This window comes from Thiorhodococcus drewsii AZ1 (genome assembly GCF_000224065.1).
Classification (GTDB): domain Bacteria; phylum Pseudomonadota; class Gammaproteobacteria; order Chromatiales; family Chromatiaceae; genus Imhoffiella; species Imhoffiella drewsii.
This window is the reverse complement of sequence record NZ_AFWT01000020.1, coordinates 50,507-68,216: the sequence shown is the minus strand read 5'-3', so window position 1 is coordinate 68,216 and position 17,710 is coordinate 50,507. Positions and strand designations below refer to the sequence as shown.

The 17,710-nt window shown below is 60.0% G+C and carries 14 protein-coding genes; 7 read left to right on the top strand and 7 right to left on the bottom strand.

The window, feature by feature from the left end; all coding sequences use genetic code 11:
• Nucleotides 1-181: 181 nt before the first annotated feature.
• The 3 genes from THIDRDRAFT_RS14435 to THIDRDRAFT_RS14425 all read right to left on the bottom strand — a co-directional run bounded on the left by THIDRDRAFT_RS14435 (nt 182) and on the right by THIDRDRAFT_RS14425 (nt 2,039).
• Nucleotides 182-565 carry a NifB/NifX family molybdenum-iron cluster-binding protein gene (locus THIDRDRAFT_RS14435; RefSeq protein WP_007041603.1) on the bottom strand — a complete coding sequence of 128 codons (384 nt, stop codon included), beginning with the start codon at nt 563-565 and terminating at the stop codon, nt 182-184.
• 48 nt (nt 566-613) lie between these two features.
• Entirely contained in the window at nt 614-1,021 is a 408-nt protein-coding gene (locus tag THIDRDRAFT_RS14430; protein WP_007041602.1) for a DUF6858 family protein, read from the bottom strand.
• Nucleotides 1,022-1,331: 310 nt separating this feature from the next.
• Complete coding sequence (locus THIDRDRAFT_RS14425; protein WP_007041601.1) at nt 1,332-2,039, bottom strand: Crp/Fnr family transcriptional regulator; 708 nt, start codon at nt 2,037-2,039, stop codon at nt 1,332-1,334.
• Between the two features lie 225 nt (nt 2,040-2,264).
• Here THIDRDRAFT_RS14425 and THIDRDRAFT_RS14420 point away from each other — a divergent pair, with 225 nt between their 5' ends.
• The 7 genes from THIDRDRAFT_RS14420 (at nt 2,265) to soeC (ending at nt 12,123) form a co-directional block, all read left to right on the top strand.
• Entirely contained in the window at nt 2,265-4,157 is a 1,893-nt protein-coding gene (locus THIDRDRAFT_RS14420) for an ATP-binding cassette domain-containing protein (RefSeq protein WP_007041600.1), read from the top strand.
• A 172-nt stretch (nt 4,158-4,329) separates the two neighbouring features.
• Nucleotides 4,330-5,181, top strand: coding sequence for a hypothetical protein (locus THIDRDRAFT_RS14415; RefSeq protein WP_007041599.1), 852 nt, complete (start codon nt 4,330-4,332; stop codon nt 5,179-5,181).
• Between the two features lie 260 nt (nt 5,182-5,441).
• Complete coding sequence (metA, locus tag THIDRDRAFT_RS14410; RefSeq protein ID WP_007041598.1) at nt 5,442-6,527, top strand: homoserine O-succinyltransferase MetA; 1,086 nt, start codon at nt 5,442-5,444, stop codon at nt 6,525-6,527.
• 409 nt (nt 6,528-6,936) lie between these two features.
• A complete protein-coding gene (locus THIDRDRAFT_RS14405; RefSeq protein WP_007041597.1) occupies nt 6,937-7,212 on the top strand; it encodes a hypothetical protein in 276 nt (91 codons plus the stop codon).
• A gap of 155 nt (nt 7,213-7,367) precedes the next feature.
• Nucleotides 7,368-10,265, top strand: a complete 2,898-nt coding sequence (soeA, locus tag THIDRDRAFT_RS14400) for a sulfite dehydrogenase subunit SoeA (protein ID WP_007041596.1) — start codon at nt 7,368-7,370, stop codon at nt 10,263-10,265.
• Between the two features lie 85 nt (nt 10,266-10,350).
• Nucleotides 10,351-11,073, top strand: a complete 723-nt coding sequence (gene soeB, locus THIDRDRAFT_RS14395; RefSeq protein WP_007041595.1) for a sulfite dehydrogenase subunit SoeB — start codon at nt 10,351-10,353, stop codon at nt 11,071-11,073.
• Nucleotides 11,074-11,145: 72 nt separating this feature from the next.
• Entirely contained in the window at nt 11,146-12,123 is a 978-nt protein-coding gene (gene soeC, locus THIDRDRAFT_RS14390) for a sulfite dehydrogenase subunit SoeC (protein WP_007041594.1), read from the top strand.
• A 171-nt stretch (nt 12,124-12,294) separates the two neighbouring features.
• On the opposite strand, the gene THIDRDRAFT_RS14385 is transcribed toward soeC, so the two are convergent.
• The 4 genes from THIDRDRAFT_RS14385 to THIDRDRAFT_RS14370 all read right to left on the bottom strand — a co-directional run bounded on the left by THIDRDRAFT_RS14385 (nt 12,295) and on the right by THIDRDRAFT_RS14370 (nt 17,685).
• Nucleotides 12,295-13,758, bottom strand: coding sequence for an FG-GAP-like repeat-containing protein (locus THIDRDRAFT_RS14385; RefSeq protein WP_007041593.1), 1,464 nt, complete (start codon nt 13,756-13,758; stop codon nt 12,295-12,297).
• 75 nt (nt 13,759-13,833) lie between these two features.
• A complete protein-coding gene (locus THIDRDRAFT_RS14380; protein ID WP_007041592.1) occupies nt 13,834-14,565 on the bottom strand; it encodes a hypothetical protein in 732 nt (243 codons plus the stop codon).
• Between the two features lie 105 nt (nt 14,566-14,670).
• On the bottom strand, nt 14,671-15,324 hold the full coding sequence (locus THIDRDRAFT_RS14375) for a tyrosine-protein kinase family protein (RefSeq protein ID WP_007041591.1): 654 nt from the start codon (nt 15,322-15,324) through the stop codon (nt 14,671-14,673).
• A gap of 267 nt (nt 15,325-15,591) precedes the next feature.
• The gene (locus THIDRDRAFT_RS14370) at nt 15,592-17,685 is read right to left on the bottom strand and encodes a M1 family metallopeptidase (RefSeq protein WP_007041590.1); all 2,094 of its coding nucleotides are present in this window, start codon (nt 17,683-17,685) and stop codon (nt 15,592-15,594) included.
• Nucleotides 17,686-17,710 lie beyond the last annotated feature (25 nt).

Here is a 17,710-nt window from a genome sequence, read left to right as displayed (position 1 = left end):
TGACCTACCGCAACACATAGGAACTCGTGTGCCCGCGCGAAACGGGACGGATCCAACGAATGGCGAATAGGTCCGGTTGCCTGGGTGCCGAACGGCTGGTGCGGTTCAGGGGGACAGGCGGAGAGCCAAATGGGGTGTGTGCCCCGCAATCGCAAGTGCTGCGGGGCAATCGATGATGCAGTTAGTTGTTTTGAACGTTCAGTTGGACCGGCTCATGCGCGTGCGTGTGCGCTGGTGCCGTGGGTAGGGGGCGGCCTGCGGCCAGGGTGGTGGCCGCGTCGCGCGGGTCGGTGAGGCTGGTGGTATGGACCTGGATGCCGCGTTGGGCCATACGCTCGGTGAAGCCGCGTCCCGCGCTCTGGGTGATAATGACATCGAGGCCCAAGTCGAATAGCGGGTGATCGTTGCCTTGGTAATCGTGCATCGACATATTGGGTTGGAGGTCGAGTCGGTCGATTTCGATCGGCTCCGAGCGGCCGTCGGCTTCCAGGATGAGAAATCGCCGGGTCTTGCCCGCGTGGCCGGTGATGGTCCGGAAGTTTTGGCTGGTGACAGCAATACGCATCGCGTACTCCACGAAATGAAGGATGATGAAATGGGTGGTTCCGTCACATCAGGCGACCGCGCTCTGGACCTTGAGCAGGCCATTGGCCCAGTCCTCCATGGCGGCGTTTGCGATCGGCATGGGGGCCTCCAGGAAGGTGACCGTGAAGCCCTGCTCGCTCTCGGCCACCCCGATGGAACGGGGCCGGCCGGCGAGTGCCTGTGGACTGGGTAAGGCGATGCCGAAACAGAAGACCACGTTCTTGGCCGCCCGTATCCCATCCCCGATCTGCCCCTCGGGCAGACGCATCGTATGCGCGAGGTGGTCGAACTCGGCGATGAAGACTGCGGCCCTGTGCGCCTCGATACAGGCCCTGAAATAACCGCAGATGGCATCCACCGAATCGAAACTGGTCTCGTTTCGTGAAAATTCCAGTGTGAAGACAGGATATTCTGTGGTTGAGAGCGTCTGTTTCATGGCGGGCTCCAGCGGCGAGTATGGTGACAATGGAGTCGCGCGGCAGGAGGATGGCCGGGGCCGGTACAACATCAGAGCGATGCGGATGCGTGGCGCTCTCAGGTCCACTCAGGGTCATGATTCCCGCGACGGCCGAGACGTCACGGCCGATTGCGACGGAAGGGTGGCAGACTAAGCGGTCGCGTCCGTCTCGGGCATTGAAATCAGTCAAGCCGCCGAGGTGTTTTGCGTCCGTGCCATTTGAGAGGCTGAGAGGCGCAGTCACCGAGGTGCGCTGGGCGCCTCGGGTGAGAAGTGACTGCGTGCGACCTCAGTCCTCGGCGATACGCCGTAGGTTGGGGATATCCAGCAGGAAGAGGTTGGGTGAGGTCTCGACCAGTAGGCTCTGGCGCTTGAACTCGGCGATAGTGCGGCTGGTGGTCTCCGTCGTGACCCCGAGCATGGCGCCCATGTCCTCGCGGCTGAAGAGATGGCATTCGCTCGTTTCGCGGTCGCGGACGAGTCGCAGCAGCAGTCGCGCCACACGTTGGCGCGCCGATCCGGTGGAGAGTTCGGTCAACCAGGCGTCGGCCTCGTTGAGCGCGCGTTGCCAGCGAGACATGAGTTCGCGATGCAACTCCGGAGTCTCCGCCCCCAGATCGCGGACCAACCGGGCGGGAAAGCGGCAGACCTCGGTCTGTTGCAGTGCGACGGCATCGTGGTGATAGGCGTCGTCCAGGATGGCTTCCAGTCCGAGCACGTCCGTCGGGCGAGCGATGCGCACGATGCGCTGACCGCCGTCGGGCAGGTACTGGACGAGCTTGAGCACGCCGGTGCGCACGGTGAACATGTAGTCACCCCGGTCGCCGGCGTGGTAGAGATTGTTGCCGGGCTTGAGGGTGAATTGATCGATGGGATCGTGAATACGCTCGAAGTCCCGTTCCTGCAGACCGGCGAACAAGACCGATGTGCGCAGGGAACAATTCAGACAATTGGCTTCGCCCGACCAGGCGTCCCGTAAAGTCACACTCTTCGTCATCGGGTTAGTTTGATCCCTTAGGCATGCGCGTCTTATTTGGCGCGCGCGATCTGTGAATAGTAACCGATTTGCCCCGAATGGCGTCCGGGCGAATCCTGTCATTGACATATCGCAAGGGCGCGGGATTGGGCTGAGGTTGCGTCACCCGGTCGCGCTCTCTACTCTCGACCGGATCTCGGCCTCAGACCCCTTGCTCCATCGCACGTTCAATTTCCTGGAATTCAGATGTCATTGCTCAGTCTCGACACGGTCAGTTTGTCCTACGGTCTTCCTCCGCTTTTGGATGGGGTTTCCTTCACCATCGAGCGGGGAGAGCGGATCTGTCTGATCGGCCGCAACGGTGCGGGAAAATCCACTCTGCTCAAGATCATCACGGGCGAGGTGCAGGCCGACGGCGGCCAATTGCGGCGTGCTCAGGGGATGCGTATCGCCACGCTGGCGCAGGAGGTCCCGCGCGGCAAGACGGCGAGCGTCTTCGAGGTGGTGGCCGATGGTTTGGGCGAGCTGGGCGCGATCGTGCAGCAGTATTTCAAGCTGTCGCACGCGCTCGGGGCCAATGCCACGGAAGAGCAGTTGGCGCATCTCGCGCGGCTTCAGCACCAGCTCGACGACCAGGGCGGCTGGGAAATCGAGCAGCGCACCGAACGCGTCATCTCGCGCTTGGGGCTGGATGCCGAGGCCCGATTCGAATCACTCTCCGGTGGTCTTCAGCGTCGCGTTCTGCTGGCGCGCGCCCTGGTCATCGAGCCGGATCTGTTGCTGCTCGACGAGCCGACCAACCATCTGGACATCGAGTCGATCGATTGGCTGGAGGAGTTCCTCCTCGGCTTTTCCGGATCGCTGCTGTTCGTGACCCATGACCGCCGGTTCCTGCAGCGCGTCGCCACCCGTATCCTCGAACTCGATCGCGGTCGTATTACCGACTGGCCCGGCGACTATGCCAACTATCTGCGTCGCCGCGAGGAGCGGCTGCATGCCGAGGCGCTGGCGGCCGAGCAGTTCGATCGCAAGCTGGCCGAGGAGGAGGTCTGGATCCGTCAGGGTATCAAGGCGCGGCGAACCCGCAACGAGGGGCGTGTCCGCGCGCTCAAGTCGATGCGCGATGAGCGCCTTCAGCGGCGTGAATTGCAGGGAACCGCGCGGCTGCGTATGACCGAGGCCGACCGCTCTGGGAAACTGGTTGCCGAGGCCGAGGACGTCGGCTACAGCTGGGGCGAGCGTCCGGTGATTCGCGGTCTCAATACGCTGATCCTGCGCGGTGACAAGATCGGCATCATCGGTCCGAACGGTGCGGGTAAGAGTACGCTGCTCAAGCTGTTGCTCGGGGATTTGGAACCGCAGCAGGGTCTCATCCGGCGCGGCACTAACTTGCAGGTGGCCTTTTTCGACCAGATGCGCGACCAGCTCGATCTGGAGAAGAGCGTCCAGGACAATGTCGCGGGCGGTAGCGACCAAATCGAGGTCGAGGGTGCCAGCCGGCACGTGCTTTCCTATCTCAAGGATTTTCTCTTCACCCCGGAGCGCGCGCGTCAGCCGGTCAAGGCGCTCTCGGGCGGCGAGCGCAACCGGCTGCTGCTGGCCAAGCTGTTCACCCGTCCGGCCAATCTGTTGGTGCTCGACGAGCCGACCAACGATCTCGACGCCGAGACGCTCGAACTGCTCGAAGAACTGCTGGTCCAGTTCAACGGCACCCTGCTGCTGGTCAGCCATGATCGCGCACTCTTGGATAATGTTGTGACCAGCACCCTGGTGTTCGAGGGCGATGGTCTAGTGCGCGACTATATCGGTGGCTACGAGGATTGGCTGCGTCAGCGCCCGGCCCCGGAGCCGCACTTCGAACCTAAGTCGAAGGCGGCGGTGCCGACCGTCGAGCCGGTCAATCCCAAGCGGGCATCGGATAAGCTCAGCTATAAGGAGACGCGCGAGCTGGCCGAGTTGCCGGCGCGCATCGAATCGCTCGAATCGGAGCAGTCCGAACTGCAGGGGCGCATGGCCGATCCTGCGCTCTATCAGGGAGATTCGGGCGAGGTGGTGCGGGTCAAGGAGCGTCTGACGGAGGTCGAATCGATTCTGGAAGACGCCTACGCGCGCTGGGAGACGCTGGAGGCGCGGCGTTGAGTGGGTCGACCGCCAGGCGTTTCTGGGGTGGCGTCTCTGGTCAGCGTGGCGCGTGCTGCATTACCATCAATCCTTCTCGGGTTGGCTGGTCCCGGTGTGCTCGGCAACTGTCGGTCGAGGTTCACGGTCGTTTGTCCGGCATCCCAATCATCGCCTAATGGAGTCCTGATCCTTGAAGTTCTCGGTCGACGAATTCCGCGCCTGGAAGCACAAATGCGTGACCCTGCTCGGCATGTCCGGGGTGGGCAAGACTTATCTGTCGGCGATGCTGCGTCGCAACGACTGGTTCCACTATTCGGGGGACTACCGGATCGGCACCCGCTATCTGGATGAGCCGATCCTCGACCTCATCAAGGCCCAGGCGATGCGCGAGCCCTTCCTGCGCGAACTACTGCGTCGGGACTGGATCGCAATCCGCAACAATATCAAGGTCACCGATTTGGGGCCCGTGCTGAGTTTCATCGGCAAGCTCGGCAATCCGGAGCAGGGCGGCCTGCCGCTGGACGAGTTCAACCGGCGTCAGGCGCTCTATCGCGAGGCCGAGATCGCCGCCATGCTCGATCTCCCTGATTTCGTGCGCAAGGCGCAGGACATCTACAGCTATGCCCATCTGGTCAATGATGTGGGCGGCAGTCTGTGCGAGCTCGACGAGCCAAGGGTCATCGAGATGCTCGCCAAGCACAGCTTGATACTCTATATCCGGGTGCCGGAGGCGGACGAAATCAAGCTCATCCAGCGTGCGCAGGCCGACCCTAAGCCGCTTTACTATCGTCGCGAGTTCCTTCAGGCCGCCGTCAAGGATTATCTCGCCCTCAAGTCGCTCGACTATGTCGCCGAAATCGATCCGAACGACTTCACGCGCTGGGTCTTTCCGCGTCTCTTCCATTCGCGGGTGCCTCGATACGAGGCGATCGCACGTCCGTATGGTTATACGGTGTCGTCCGAGGACGTGGCCCAGGTCCGTGACGAGCAAGACTTCCTGCACTTGATCGAGTCGGCGATCGGAAAGGCCGGGACGGCCTGATAGTGACCCTTATCGCCATCGGCTATCGCCGATGGCGCCCTATTTTGTGATAGAGAACGCCGTTCTCTATATTTTGAGTGTCCATCGATTGCTTCCCGGTCTCTGGGTGCGGCTGGCGTTCAAGAACAGGGCGACCCGGCGTGGCCGCGCGATTTTTCGCGCCTGAAGCCTTGGCGATGCGTATACATGCGCGTCCACGAGACTTGGGAGGTCACTTGTTGGACGGTTCCAGAGCATGAAAATAGAGGAACGCCAAGACTATGCCGATCGTCGCCCACAACGACCTGCCCACCTTTGCCCGTCTGCGCGAGGAGGGGCAGCAGATCCTTCCTCCCGATCTGGCGTTGCAGCAGGACATTCGGGAATTGCACGTGGGCCTGCTCAATATGATGCCCGACGCGGCCCTGGCCGCGACCGAGCGTCAGTTTTTCCGCTTGATTGGGCAAAGCAACCAGATCGCGCAGTTCTACGTCCATCCATTCACCCTGAGCGGTCTCGAGCGCGGCCCGGAGGCGGGCGCCCATATCGCGCGTTTCTACGAGCCGTTCGAGAAGGTCCGTGCGGAGGGGCTGGATGCGCTCATCATCACGGGCGCCAATGTCTCGGGTCCCGAACTCGCCGACGAGCCCTTTTGGCAGCCGTTGATCGAGGTGGTCGATTGGGCCTACGAAAACGTCTGTTCCACCCTATGCTCTTGTCTCGCCACCCATGCCGTCATGCAGTTCCGCTATCAACAGCGTCGTCGGCGGTTGCCCCAGAAGCGTTGGGGCGTCTTTACGCACCGAGTCTTGGCGCGTACCCATCCGTTGGTCGGCAACGTGAACACGCTTTTTGACGTACCCCATTCGCGTTTCAACGACGTCAGTCGCGAGCAGTTCGAGTCCGCCGGTTTGTGCGTGCTCGCCGGAAGCGATGAGGCCGGGGTTCATCTGGCGGTGAGCCCCGACGGCTTCCGGCAGGTCTTTTTTCAGGGGCATCCTGAATACGACACCGTCTCGCTGCTCAAGGAATATAAGCGCGAGGTCCGGCGGTTTGCCGTCGGTGCGCGACCGGATTACCCACCGTTCCCGGAGAATTATTTCGGAGTGCAGGCAGGCGCCATTCTCGACGAGCACCGAGCCCATGTGCTTGCGGCCCTAGGTCAAGGGTGCGAAATACCCGAGTTTCCGGAGGAACTCATCCTCCAGGGACTTCACAATACCTGGCACGACACGGCCGAAGGGGTGCTTGGAAACTGGATGGGGCTCGTCTACAAGGTCACCCATCATGATCGCGCCCGGAACTTCATGTCGCACGTGAATCCGGATGACCCGCTCGGTTTAGATTGGCCGAGTGCTTGCTTTTAAAGGCTAAAAAAACACTTTCTCGCAACAGAAAGGCCGAAGTCGATGAGTCCGTCGGTTCGGTTTTGGGGCGGGGGGGCTGTGTTGTCAGGGTTGCGTATGCTTTTACCACACACTTTGTTGTGAAATGGATACGGGTATCTGGGCGGTCGATGCGCAGTTCGTTCATCCAGCCTTTGAGCGTGGGTTCTTAATAATACTTAATCCATCACATTTTTTTTCGTGAGTGGGGGCTGATCCCGGTTGTCAACTGTTGCGTTTTGGTACTAGAATTAAACCATGAGATGCTGCATGCAGCCTAAATGATACAAGCGTGTTGTTTGTTTGTTTCGGCGGGGGTTTGATGGCAGCTCTGGCGGTGTCTCGGGTGGGACTACCGACTTCATGAACCAGATTCCGAGAAGGTCCAGACATGTTTGATGCAACCGAAAACGCGATCCGTTACAAATGGGATCCCCGCACATCGACCGGATTCAAACTGCGCTTCGACGCCGAAGGCGCCGCGAAGGGCGGTCACTGCTGCTTCCACGTCGAGGATTGGAATTGCCGCACGGTCACCAACGAGTGGCCCTGCGAGGATTTGGACGAGGCGCTGGAGGTGCTGAACCACTTCTTCACCTTGGATTTCAATCAGGAGCGCGAGCGTTTGAGCAGCTGGCTGCCGGTTGAGTATCGCGTTGCCGCTTAAGGCCATGCCGCTCATCGATCTCGAATAAGGGCCGCTTGCGGCCCTTTTCTTTTTTTACGAAATCAATGCCGAGTATTGCGTGGGTTTGAAACATTCACTGCGCGAATATTAGAATGCGGTAAATCTATCGCCGCATTCCGCCAGAAGGTGTCCCCATGCAGGATCCAGTCAGCCACTCGGATAGCACGATCGGCCGGGTCGAGGTCAAGGAAACGACGTGTTATATGTGCGCTTGTCGGTGCGGCATCCGTGTCCATCTGCGCGACGGCGAGGTCCGCTACATCGATGGCAACCCCAAGCACCCGTTGAACAAGGGCGTCATCTGCGCCAAGGGCAGCTCGGGGATCATGAAGCAGTATTCGCCGGGGCGGATCACCAAACCGCTGCGGCGCAAGCCGGGTGCCGAGCGTGGCGAGAGCGCCTTCGAGGTGATTTCCTGGGATGAGGCGTTCGGGATGCTCGAAGAGCGTCTCGCCAAGCTGCGCGCCGAGGATCCCAAGAAATTCGCACTCTTCACCGGTCGCGATCAGATGCAGGCCCTGACCGGCCTCTTCGCTAAGCAGTACGGGACGCCGAACTATGCGGCGCATGGTGGCTTCTGCTCGGTCAACATGGCCGCCGGTCTCATCTACACCATGGGTGGCTCCTTCTGGGAGTTCGGCGGGCCGGACCTCGAGCGTTCCAAGCTGTTCGTGATGATCGGCACCGCCGAGGACCATCACTCCAACCCGCTCAAGATCGCCATCTCCGAGTTCAAGCGACGCGGCGGGCGCTTCGTATCGATCAATCCGGTTCGCACCGGCTACTCGGCGATCGCCGACGAGTGGGTACCGATCAAGCCGGGCACCGATGGCGCCCTGTTGCTGGCCATCGTCCATGAAATCATCAGCAAGGGGCTGTTCGATCGCGAGTTCCTGGTTCAGTACACCAACTCGGCCGAGTTGGTCGTGGATGACCCGGAGCGTGAGAATCACGGTCTCTTCTATCGTGCCGAGATGCACGTGGAGGAGGGCTGTTTTGACCCGCAGAACAAGCTCTGGTGGGATCGCGACATCAACGGGCCCATCAGCACCCATACGCCTGGCGCCGATCCGCGTCTCATGGGCAGTTACGTGCTTCCGGATGGCACGCCGGTCAAGCCATCCTTCCAGTTGCTGAAGGAGCGGGTCGAGCAATATACCCCGGAATGGGCGGCACCGATCACCGGAATTCCAGCCGAGACCATCCGCCGTCTGGCCCACGAGATGGGCGTCACGGCGCGCGATCAGAAGATCGAGCTGCCGATCAAATGGACCGATTGCTGGGACAACGAGCACGAGTCGGTCACGGGCAATCCGGTTTCCTTCCATGCCATGCGCGGACTGGCCGCGCATTCCAATGGCTTCCATACGATCCGGACCCTCGGCATCCTGATGACACTGCTCGGGACCATCGATCGTCCCGGTGGCTTTCGACACAAGGCGCCATTTCCGCGTCCCATTCCGCCTTGCCCCAAGCCGCCGCATGGTCCCGAGGCGGTGCAGCCGAACACCCCGCTCGATGGCATGCCGCTCGGTTGGCCGGCCAAGCCCGACGACCTCTTCGTCGATGCGGACGGTGAGGCGGTGCGTCTCGACAAGGCCTTCTCCTGGGAGTATCCGCTCTCGGTGCATGGGTTGATGCACAACGTCATCACCAATGCCTGGCGCGGAGACCCCTATCCGATCGACACGCTCTTCCTCTTCATGGCCAACATGGCCTGGAACTCGACCATGAATACGGTCGAGGTACGCAAGATGCTGGTCGACAAGAATCCCAATGGGGACTACAAGATCCCTTTCCTGGTGGTGTGCGACACCTTCGCCTCGGAGACCGTGGCCTTCGCCGATCTGGTGCTGCCCGACACCAGCTATCTGGAGCGCCACGATGCGTTGTCCATGCTCGACCGTCCCATTTCCGAATTCGATGGGCCGGTCGATGCGGTGCGGATTCCGGTCTTGCCGCCCAAGGGCGACTGCAAGCCCTTCCAGGATGTGCTGGTCGAGCTCGGTTCGCGGCTCAAGCTGCCGGCGTTCACCAAGGAGGACGGCAGCCGTAAATACCGCGACTATCCCGACTTCGTGGTTAATTACGAGACCTCGCCCGGCTCGGGTATCGGTTTTCTGGCCGGCTGGCGCGGTCAGAGCGGCGACAAGGTGCTCAAGGGCGAGCCCAATCCGCGCCAATGGGAGATGTATGCCCAGAACGGCTGCGTCTTCCATTATGAGCTGCCGCGCAATTACCAGTACATGCGCAACTGGAACAAGGGCTATCTGCACTGGGCGCGTGCACACGGCATGATCCGCTATGCCGAGCCGATCAATCTGCATCTCTATTCCGAGGTACTGCAGAAGTTCCGGCTCGCCGCCCAGGGCAAGTGGCCGGGACGGATTCCGCCCGAGCGTCTGCGCGAGCGGGTCGAGACCTTCTTCGATCCCTTGCCCTTCTATTACGATCCGCTGGAGTCTCAGCTGATCGACACCCGGCGCTATCCGCTCAATGCCCTAACCCAGCGCCCGATGGCCATGTATCACAGCTGGGATAGCCAGAACGCCTGGCTGCGCCAGATCCATAGTCACAATTATCTGTTCATGAGTCCTCGAGTCGGACTCGAGAACGGCTTTGGGGATGGCGATTGGGTCTGGGTCGAGTCGCCCCATGGCAAGGTCCGCTGCATGTGCCGCTTCTCGGAGGCGGTCGAGCCTGGCACCGTCTGGACCTGGAATGCCATCGGCAAGGCATCGGGTGCCTGGGGATTGAGCGCCGACGCGGACGAGTCGCGCAAGGGTTTCCTCTTGAATCATGTCATCGCCGAGGAGCTTCCGCCCAGTGCGTCGGGGGATCATCTCTCCAACTCCGATCCTGTGACGGGCCAGGCGGCCTGGTTCGATGTGCGGGTACGGGTCTATAAGGCGGAAGACGGCGAGACCAAGATGACCTCGCCGCAGTTCAAGGCGATGCCGCGTCTGCCTGGACAAGAGAAAAAGCGCGGCAAATGGCAGTCCTACGTGGCCGGTGTCTTCGGCAAGAAATGAACCTCCAACGACCAGCCCGCCGCTTTCGACCACCGCAATCGTTTTCCGAGCGGGTGGTTGGATGCTGGTGGCTGGAGGCTAAGAAATGACTCAACTCGCGCTCGTGATCGACCTCAACGTCTGTGTTGGCTGCCATGCCTGCGTCACATCCTGCAAGGAGTGGAACACCTCCGGATGGGCCGGACCGATGGTCGACCAGAATCCCTATGGCGCCTCGCCCAACGGCACCTTTTTCAATCGCGTGCAGACCTTCGAGGTCGGGACGTTTCCCGATACGGAGACGGTGCATTTCCCCAAGAGCTGCCTGCATTGCGAGGAGCCGCCTTGCGTTCCCGTTTGCCCGACGGGGGCCTCTTACAAGCGTGCCGATAACGGTGTGGTGCTGGTCGACTACGACAAATGCATCGGATGCAAATATTGTTCATGGGCGTGCCCCTACGGCGCACGTGAACTGGATGCCGAACAGAAGGTGATGAAGAAATGCACGCTGTGCATCGATCGCATCACCGACGCCAAGCTCTCCGAACGGGATCGCAAACCGGCTTGCGTGCTGGCATGCCCGACGAGCGCACGGCTCTTCGGGGATGTCCACGATCCGGATTCGGAGGTCTCGGTGGCGATCCGCGAGCGAGGCGGTTATCAACTGATGCCTGAATGGGGGACCAAGCCGGCGAATCACTATCTGCCTCGGCAGAAGACCCGGATACATATCGATCCAGACGAGCTTACCCGCGTCGACAACCCGTTGCGCAAGGAAGACCTGACCAGCTACACGGGCGAGGAGACGCTCGATGATGTGGCCTGGTAGGCCAGCGTCGCCGATTCGGCGCCTTTCTCCGCGCACACCCCGGACATCGGACATTTACCAGGACCCATCCCCATGCATCCAGCCTTTTCAGTCATCTTCCTGACCACGTTGATCGGTGCCGGTCAGGGTCTTTATCTGGCCATGGTTACGGGGCAGTTGTATGCGGTTGCCCGTTTTCTGCCACGGCAGGAGGAGCAGTTCTACGCGATCGGCAGTCTGGTCGCGTTGGTTTTGCTGGTCGCTGGCCTGGCTGCGTCCTTCTTCCATTTGGGGCGTCCCGAACGCGCCTGGCGCGCCGCCGCCAAGTGGAAGACATCCTGGCTGTCACGCGAGGTCATCGTGCTTCCGTTGGTTATGGCGTTGGTTTTCGCCTATGGCATCGCCCACCTGCTGGACTGGACGCAGCCGCTGTTTCGGGTCGGTCAGTCGCTCGATGTCGATGTGACGCTCTTGCTCGGTCTGCTGGGAACGGTCGCGAGTTTCGCACTCTATGTCTGCACTGCCATGGTCTATGCCGGAGTCAAATTCCTTGAGGAGTGGCACACCCCCTTGACGGTGACCAACTTCATCTTTTTCGGCGCGGCCTCCGGGTTCATGCTGGCTGCGGCCTATTCAGCCTACGTCGGCAATCCGCTGGTGACCTTCTACGGCACCTGGGCGGCCATTCTGACCCTCGTCGCATTGGGTTCGCGTCTCGCCCATCTTCTGCGCAATGCCCGCATCAAGCACAAAAGCACCGTTCAAACGGCCATCGGCGTGCGCCACACGGCCTTGACCCAGAGAGCCCAAGGGGCGACCGGTGGGAGCTTCAACACCCGCGAGTTCTTCCATGGCGGGGATTCCAGGCTCCTCGTTCTGATCCGTTATGGCTTCCTGATCCTGGTCTTCCCGGTTCCCATCCTGCTGATCGGCGCCGCCTATGTCACCGAATCCTCGACGCTTCCGATTTTGGCCTTCGTCATCCAGTTCGTCGGTTTGATGCTGGAGCGCTGGTCCTTTTTCGCCGAAGCGCGCCATCCGCAGAATCTTTACTACCAGTCGGTGGCCTGAGTCTCGAACCCGATCGAAAGGATCGCCCGGAGTCGTGGTTCTGAGATCGCTCCTGCTGCTCTCTCGGTGCTGGGTAGGGCCGCCTTCGCTCAGTCGCGTTGGCGGACGCTTCGCCCGGGTCCGGAAGGGCTGCGGGGCGGGATGTCTTAGCCGATCAACAGGCTCAACGGGTTACTGGCGGAGTTTGGGCTGGGTGGTCGTCGTTTTTGCTGGTGTCTCCGTCCTCTCACGCTTGAGCACGGGCCAGAACCCTGCGTCCTCGTACCCGACGGAGTATGAGTTTCCCTGAAAGCTGTCCATAGAAACGAAGCCTTGTTTGGCGTCGTCTAGCATCCCGATGATTCCGTGGCTTCCTGTTCCCAGGCCGACGAGAATTTCGCCTCTTCCATCCAGATCGACATCACCAACCGCTGGACGGGTTTCGCCGTTCACGAGGTTATAATCGGGCATGGCGACTCCGACCGCGCCGATGGATACGAGTGTGCCGGATTGATAGTCGAAGATCTCCACGAGTCCGTCTCCAGCCGGCGCGAGTCCGATGATGATCTCATCGAGACCATCGCCATCAATGTCGCCGAGTGTGGGGCGGGTTTCGCCGATCCGAGACGCATAGCTGCTCCAGGTCAGATCACCGCTGACCATGTTTGACGCCTGGAGTAATCGATTCTGAGCGACACCCTGAGCCGGTGCGGGGGCGGTCAATGCACTCTCGTCCAGTGAAAGTCCCTTTTGAACGACGAAGACTCCCCCAGGCATCATATCTGGGTTGCCTTCAATCTCCGAAAATCCAACGACTAGATCGTCCTTCCCATCGCCATCGATGTCACCGAGGGCTGGAAATGTCTTACCTCCAGCCGCGAAATATTCGGGCCAGTCAACCGTCGTCCAGCCAATCGACGTCAAGGCGCCGTTTTTATAATCGAACACTTCCATCATGCCCAAGCCGCCGGTTCCGAGGCCGATGACGATCTCGTCGCGACCATCGCCGTCGATGTCGCCGATCGCCGGATATGTCTCGCCGTTCGTTGAATTGTATTCTGGCCAAGAGACTGTTCCCCAGGCCAGAACGGAAAAGTCATCGTCGAGAACCTGGAATGAACCCTCCAATGGGGTTCTCCCGTCCCGAGCGGCATAGCCAATAACCACCTCATCGCGACCATCGCCATCGATATCGCCGACCGCGACTCTCGAGTCACCTTCAATTTGAAGGGGTCTCTGGGAGGTGACGGACAGTGTGCGCTCCAGTTCCTTGTGCTTGTCGTCGATCTCGACCCATCCGGCCTCTCCATCGCCGGCTTTTGCGCCAAGAACATATCGGAATTCTCCGGATGTGATTTCGTTCGAGAAATCGGATGCTTCATTCTGCCCGTCCGTGGCTTTGATGGAAAAATAATAGACTTGGAACGGATCGAGATCAGAGAAAATATAGGTGGTCGTGTTTTTGTCTAATTCGATGGGTGGACTTTCGTAATCGCCGGTTTGCGTTCCATAGTAGAGTTCGTAGTGCGTTACGCGCGCGTCATCGACGGGATCCCATTCGAGGGTAATCGAGTTGGACTGGCTTGCGGCGATGGTGGATGCCAGTGCGGTGGTCAGGAAGCATGTCAACTGCAGGTAATTCGCTCGATTGTTCATATCTGAACTCCATCAGAAATCGCGATTTGATCACGCGCTCTGATTGCTGGGCTTTGGCGTAACGCGATCATGGTGTTAATGATTCAGTCTTTTTGTCAGGGGCTCGGCGTCTGGAAGTGATCCCAGAATAGGCAAGCCGAGATAACGTGCGATTTGACGTTCTGATTTGAATGCTGGATCCGAGAATTCGCGGATCGCGATCGCCGTCATGATCGCTAACGCCGAGACGATCAACACCCAAAATGCGGGTAACAGTCGGTTGGCGTCCCAAATAACCAGGCGGGAGGTGATCGTGAGTGCGCCCTTGTCGAGGCTGGGAGTCGCTCCGATCGATTGCTTGGTGTGCTGTGCGGCTTCTTGATGTCTGGCCATGAGGCGATCGCTATAATAATCGACCAAGTAACGCCCCAGCGCCTCTTGGGATCCCTGATAAGCGAGTCGCAACTCAGAATCGCCAACGCTCGACAGGTGCAGCGATTTATAGACGAGTCGGCGGAGTTCTGTTGTGTCGTCGGTCGCAAAGTTGGCTTTTTGTAGGAGTTCGGCCTTTCTTGATAAATCCGTGAGGGCGAAACCCTCCTGAAACAATAGGTCCGGGCTCGCGATCAACTCGTTGAGATCGATCGAAATCACTGGGTTTTTCGCGATGAGTACGTTCCCGGAATACGAAAAAGATTGCGCCACGGTCACGGTGCGATCCGATAAGGCCGCTGCGGCTAAATAGATGAGTGGCGGGAGTAAGGCTAAGGGCAGCCATTTCCGGTTGGCGTTTAATGCGGTCAAAAGGCGTTTTACATTGAAGTGCATGATGTCGTTATCCGTATTTGGTGTGGCCTAAGCGATGCGGCTCTCGCGCGCTATGAGAGGATTTTAATTTCAGGGAAGCGTGACTGATATTTCGTGAGCGATTCCTTAATGGTTCTTTGATAGGCCGCGCTGATTGGTCACCGCTCCGATGATATTCACTCCGGAAATCTCCAGTGCCTTGCACGCCTTTTTCACGCTCTGCCGTGCGGTTACTCCGCTCATGACGACCATGATAACGCCGTCGACCATACGCGCGAGCATGACCGGGTCCATCATCATCCGATTCGTCGGGAAGATTGCGCCGCCGTCGATCAGCACGAGGTCATAACGCTCTTTCGCCTGTTCGATCAGTCGCTGTCCGATTAGAAGCAATTCGCTGCTCGTACGCTCATGCGTTTCATGATCGGTTGGGGCCAGTAGCACGTCTAACTCATAACCGTCGGGTCGCAAGGCTAGGTCCGCGAGGTCTGCGTTTTGGAATCGTTCCAGCGGATGCATCAGCTCCACACCGAAAAAGCGATGTATTGCGGGCCTGTACCAGTTGAGGTCGATGAGAATTGCACGGGATTGCCCCATGAGTGCAGAGGTGGTGGCGAGAGAGGACATGAGTAGGCTCTTGCCCTCCCCGGTGGTTGCGCTCGTGCACAGAATCGTGGTTGGTCGATTCCCTTTCAAGGCATGCTCGATCGCAACGAGCACTCGCTTAACCTCGGCGATTTGCTCCAGTGCTTTGCGGCTATTATTATCAAGTTCGGTCATATTCGATAATCCCCATTTTTCGCTATAGCTTGATTGAATTCGGTCAGAATGATTTGGAGCTGGTGTCAATGCTGATCACGGATTCGATGCCGTTCATTAGAGTCTGGTGGCAGCGGCTCTTAACTCGCGCGTGACGCCGTACTTTCAGCCGGAAGGTCGTTTCGTGCTGTCTTCATCCGTCGCAGTTGGCATGATTGGTGGCCTTATGGGTGCCTATCCGAGTTTAGGATAATCGGTCGATCTGAGGCGTCGCGTAAGCGCCTTGAGTCAGTGCGGTTTGGGGGCGGTGAAGCGATGGGCGAGCGCCGAGTCGCCGGATGGCCACTGCCCCTTGAGGCGGTTGGTGGCCTCCGGGCCGGCGAAGACGAGATAGCTGTAGCGACCATAGTGCGGCACCTTGCGCGCGAGGGCTGGTAGCGTCTGCGCGTCCTCGGTTGCCAGCCAGGCGACTGGGCGACCCTGTTGCAGACGAGTCAGCACCAGACTATCCGAACTCGGATCGATCGGTGTTTCATCGACCATGAGGTGGCCCGATGCCTGATTCAGCACGAAGCCCTTGGGATCGGCGGTAAACCTGTCGAGTAAGGCATTCTCCCAGCCGAGCAGCAGCACGGGGCCACTGTTTGGCAGTTCGGAGACCTCCGCGTCGTTGCGGATCGTCCAGTCGGGGCGTGTTTTCACCCAGGTTTCGGCGAGCTGGCGATAGCCTTGTAGGAGCGCCTTCGATGCCCTGGTCGGCAGGATGACGGTGCCTTGTTCGGATCCGAATAGATTGCTCAGGGTCGCGGGTGTTTCGCCTGCAAGCAGCTGGCGGAAAAGATCGAACTCTGGGTCGACCGCGACTCGGGTCGGCGCCGAGTCCAGTGTGGCGGTGAAGGCCGTTTCGCGACTGTCGCTCGCGATCTTCAATCGCACGGGCGCTCCGTCGCGCTGTTCGATGAGGATTGGAATCTGGAGCGGAAAGGGCGTTTCAGGTTGTGTTTGGAGGATGGTGCCGGTGACTTCGAATCCGGCGTTCGTCCGCCGGCTCTTGGCGTCGCTCAGCTCAAGCCTCGGGGCGCCGGTGCGTTGCGTCCAGGTGGAGAAAAACTTGCCGAGATCGCGTCCGCTGACCGACTCGAAGGCCAGGCGCCAATCGGCATAGCTGGCGGCGCGGAAGCGGTTGTCGCGATAGAAGCGGCGCAGCGCCTGTTTGAAGGTTTCCTCGCCCAGTTGGCGTCGCAGCATATGGAACAACATGGCCCCCTTGTTGTAACCGATCGACTGCGAGGTCGATCCGTGATTGGCGCGAAATTCCGTCAATGGGAAATCTTGGCTGGCGCGGACGTAGTCGGCATAGTCCTTGAGCATGTCTCGACGCTGCTCGGTACCCTGTCCCTTCTGTTCTTTCATCCAGTAGTCGGCTAGATAGTTGGTGATGCCCTCGCTCCAATTCCCTGACGCGTAATCGACATAGACGCTGTTGCCCCACCAGTTATGCAGGATTTCGTGCGGGAATGAGGTGTGGATGATGAATGGCAGGCGGATGACCTGGGGGCCGAGGAGGGTGAAGGAGGGCATGCCGTAGCCGCTTTCCCAGAAATTCTCGACCAGTGCGAACTTGGCGTATGGGTAGGGGCCGATCATGTCGGAGTAGAAACGCACGTAGCGCAGCGTCGCATCCAGATAGCGCCGAGCCAGTTCGGGGTCGGGGTGGCGCAGATAGACCTGGGCGTCGAGACCGTTCGATTGCTTGCGGTAGAACTTGAAGGGGCCGGCGACCAGATAGATGTCGTTTTGTGGCTGCGCTTCTCGCCAGACCGAATGTCCGGATGCAGGGTCGCCGGGACCCTCGCCTTGCGAGACGGCGATCCAGCCAGTCGGAAGCTCGACGTCGAGCGCGAAGCGCTGCAGTGTGTCCGGCACCAGCGGATACCAGGCGCTGTTGCTGTCGAGGAAGACTCCATTCGGCTGGATAGTGCCGGTGGAGGCGTGCCGGGCGCGACCCATGCCGTCGCCGATCGGCTGCAGGCCGTGCTGGATGGTGCCCCCATAGGTTAGAGTGACGGGACCGGTTTGGTTTGGCTTCAGGATGAAGCGTTCCAGGTGTCGCCAGTGGCCGTTTGGGATCAGCTCGGCATTGTTCGATGCGACCGTTGGATCGAGCCCCGAATGGAGCAACAGCGTCCATGCGTCCCGGCCCTCCGGGAACCGCATCTGATCCTGGACCCTGATGTGACCTGCGGCCGGGTCGAGATTGACGCTCAGCCGGTGTTCAATGACCTGTGCTTCGCTCGCCTGCGCGACAGGCGGCATGAGCGCGAGCGCTATGAGGACGAGGGGCGTGGCGAACTGGAGTGCTTGGAGTCTGTGCGGGAACATTAAATATCCTTTCGGGGTCGGCGGT

Coding starts and splice junctions, on each gene's coding strand:
- soeC (WP_007041594.1), top strand. CDS start 11,146: ATGCATCCAGCCTTTTCAGTCATCTTCCTGACCACGTTGATCGGTGCC.
- THIDRDRAFT_RS14370 (WP_007041590.1), bottom strand. CDS start 17,685: ATGTTCCCGCACAGACTCCAAGCACTCCAGTTCGCCACGCCCCTCGTC.
- THIDRDRAFT_RS14435 (WP_007041603.1), bottom strand. CDS start 565: ATGCGTATTGCTGTCACCAGCCAAAACTTCCGGACCATCACCGGCCAC.
- THIDRDRAFT_RS14420 (WP_007041600.1), top strand. CDS start 2,265: ATGTCATTGCTCAGTCTCGACACGGTCAGTTTGTCCTACGGTCTTCCT.
- soeA (WP_007041596.1), top strand. CDS start 7,368: ATGCAGGATCCAGTCAGCCACTCGGATAGCACGATCGGCCGGGTCGAG.
- soeB (WP_007041595.1), top strand. CDS start 10,351: ATGACTCAACTCGCGCTCGTGATCGACCTCAACGTCTGTGTTGGCTGC.
- THIDRDRAFT_RS14425 (WP_007041601.1), bottom strand. CDS start 2,039: ATGACGAAGAGTGTGACTTTACGGGACGCCTGGTCGGGCGAAGCCAAT.
- metA (WP_007041598.1), top strand. CDS start 5,442: ATGCCGATCGTCGCCCACAACGACCTGCCCACCTTTGCCCGTCTGCGC.
- THIDRDRAFT_RS14430 (WP_007041602.1), bottom strand. CDS start 1,021: ATGAAACAGACGCTCTCAACCACAGAATATCCTGTCTTCACACTGGAA.
- THIDRDRAFT_RS14375 (WP_007041591.1), bottom strand. CDS start 15,324: ATGACCGAACTTGATAATAATAGCCGCAAAGCACTGGAGCAAATCGCC.
- THIDRDRAFT_RS14380 (WP_007041592.1), bottom strand. CDS start 14,565: ATGCACTTCAATGTAAAACGCCTTTTGACCGCATTAAACGCCAACCGG.
- THIDRDRAFT_RS14385 (WP_007041593.1), bottom strand. CDS start 13,758: ATGAACAATCGAGCGAATTACCTGCAGTTGACATGCTTCCTGACCACC.
- THIDRDRAFT_RS14405 (WP_007041597.1), top strand. CDS start 6,937: ATGTTTGATGCAACCGAAAACGCGATCCGTTACAAATGGGATCCCCGC.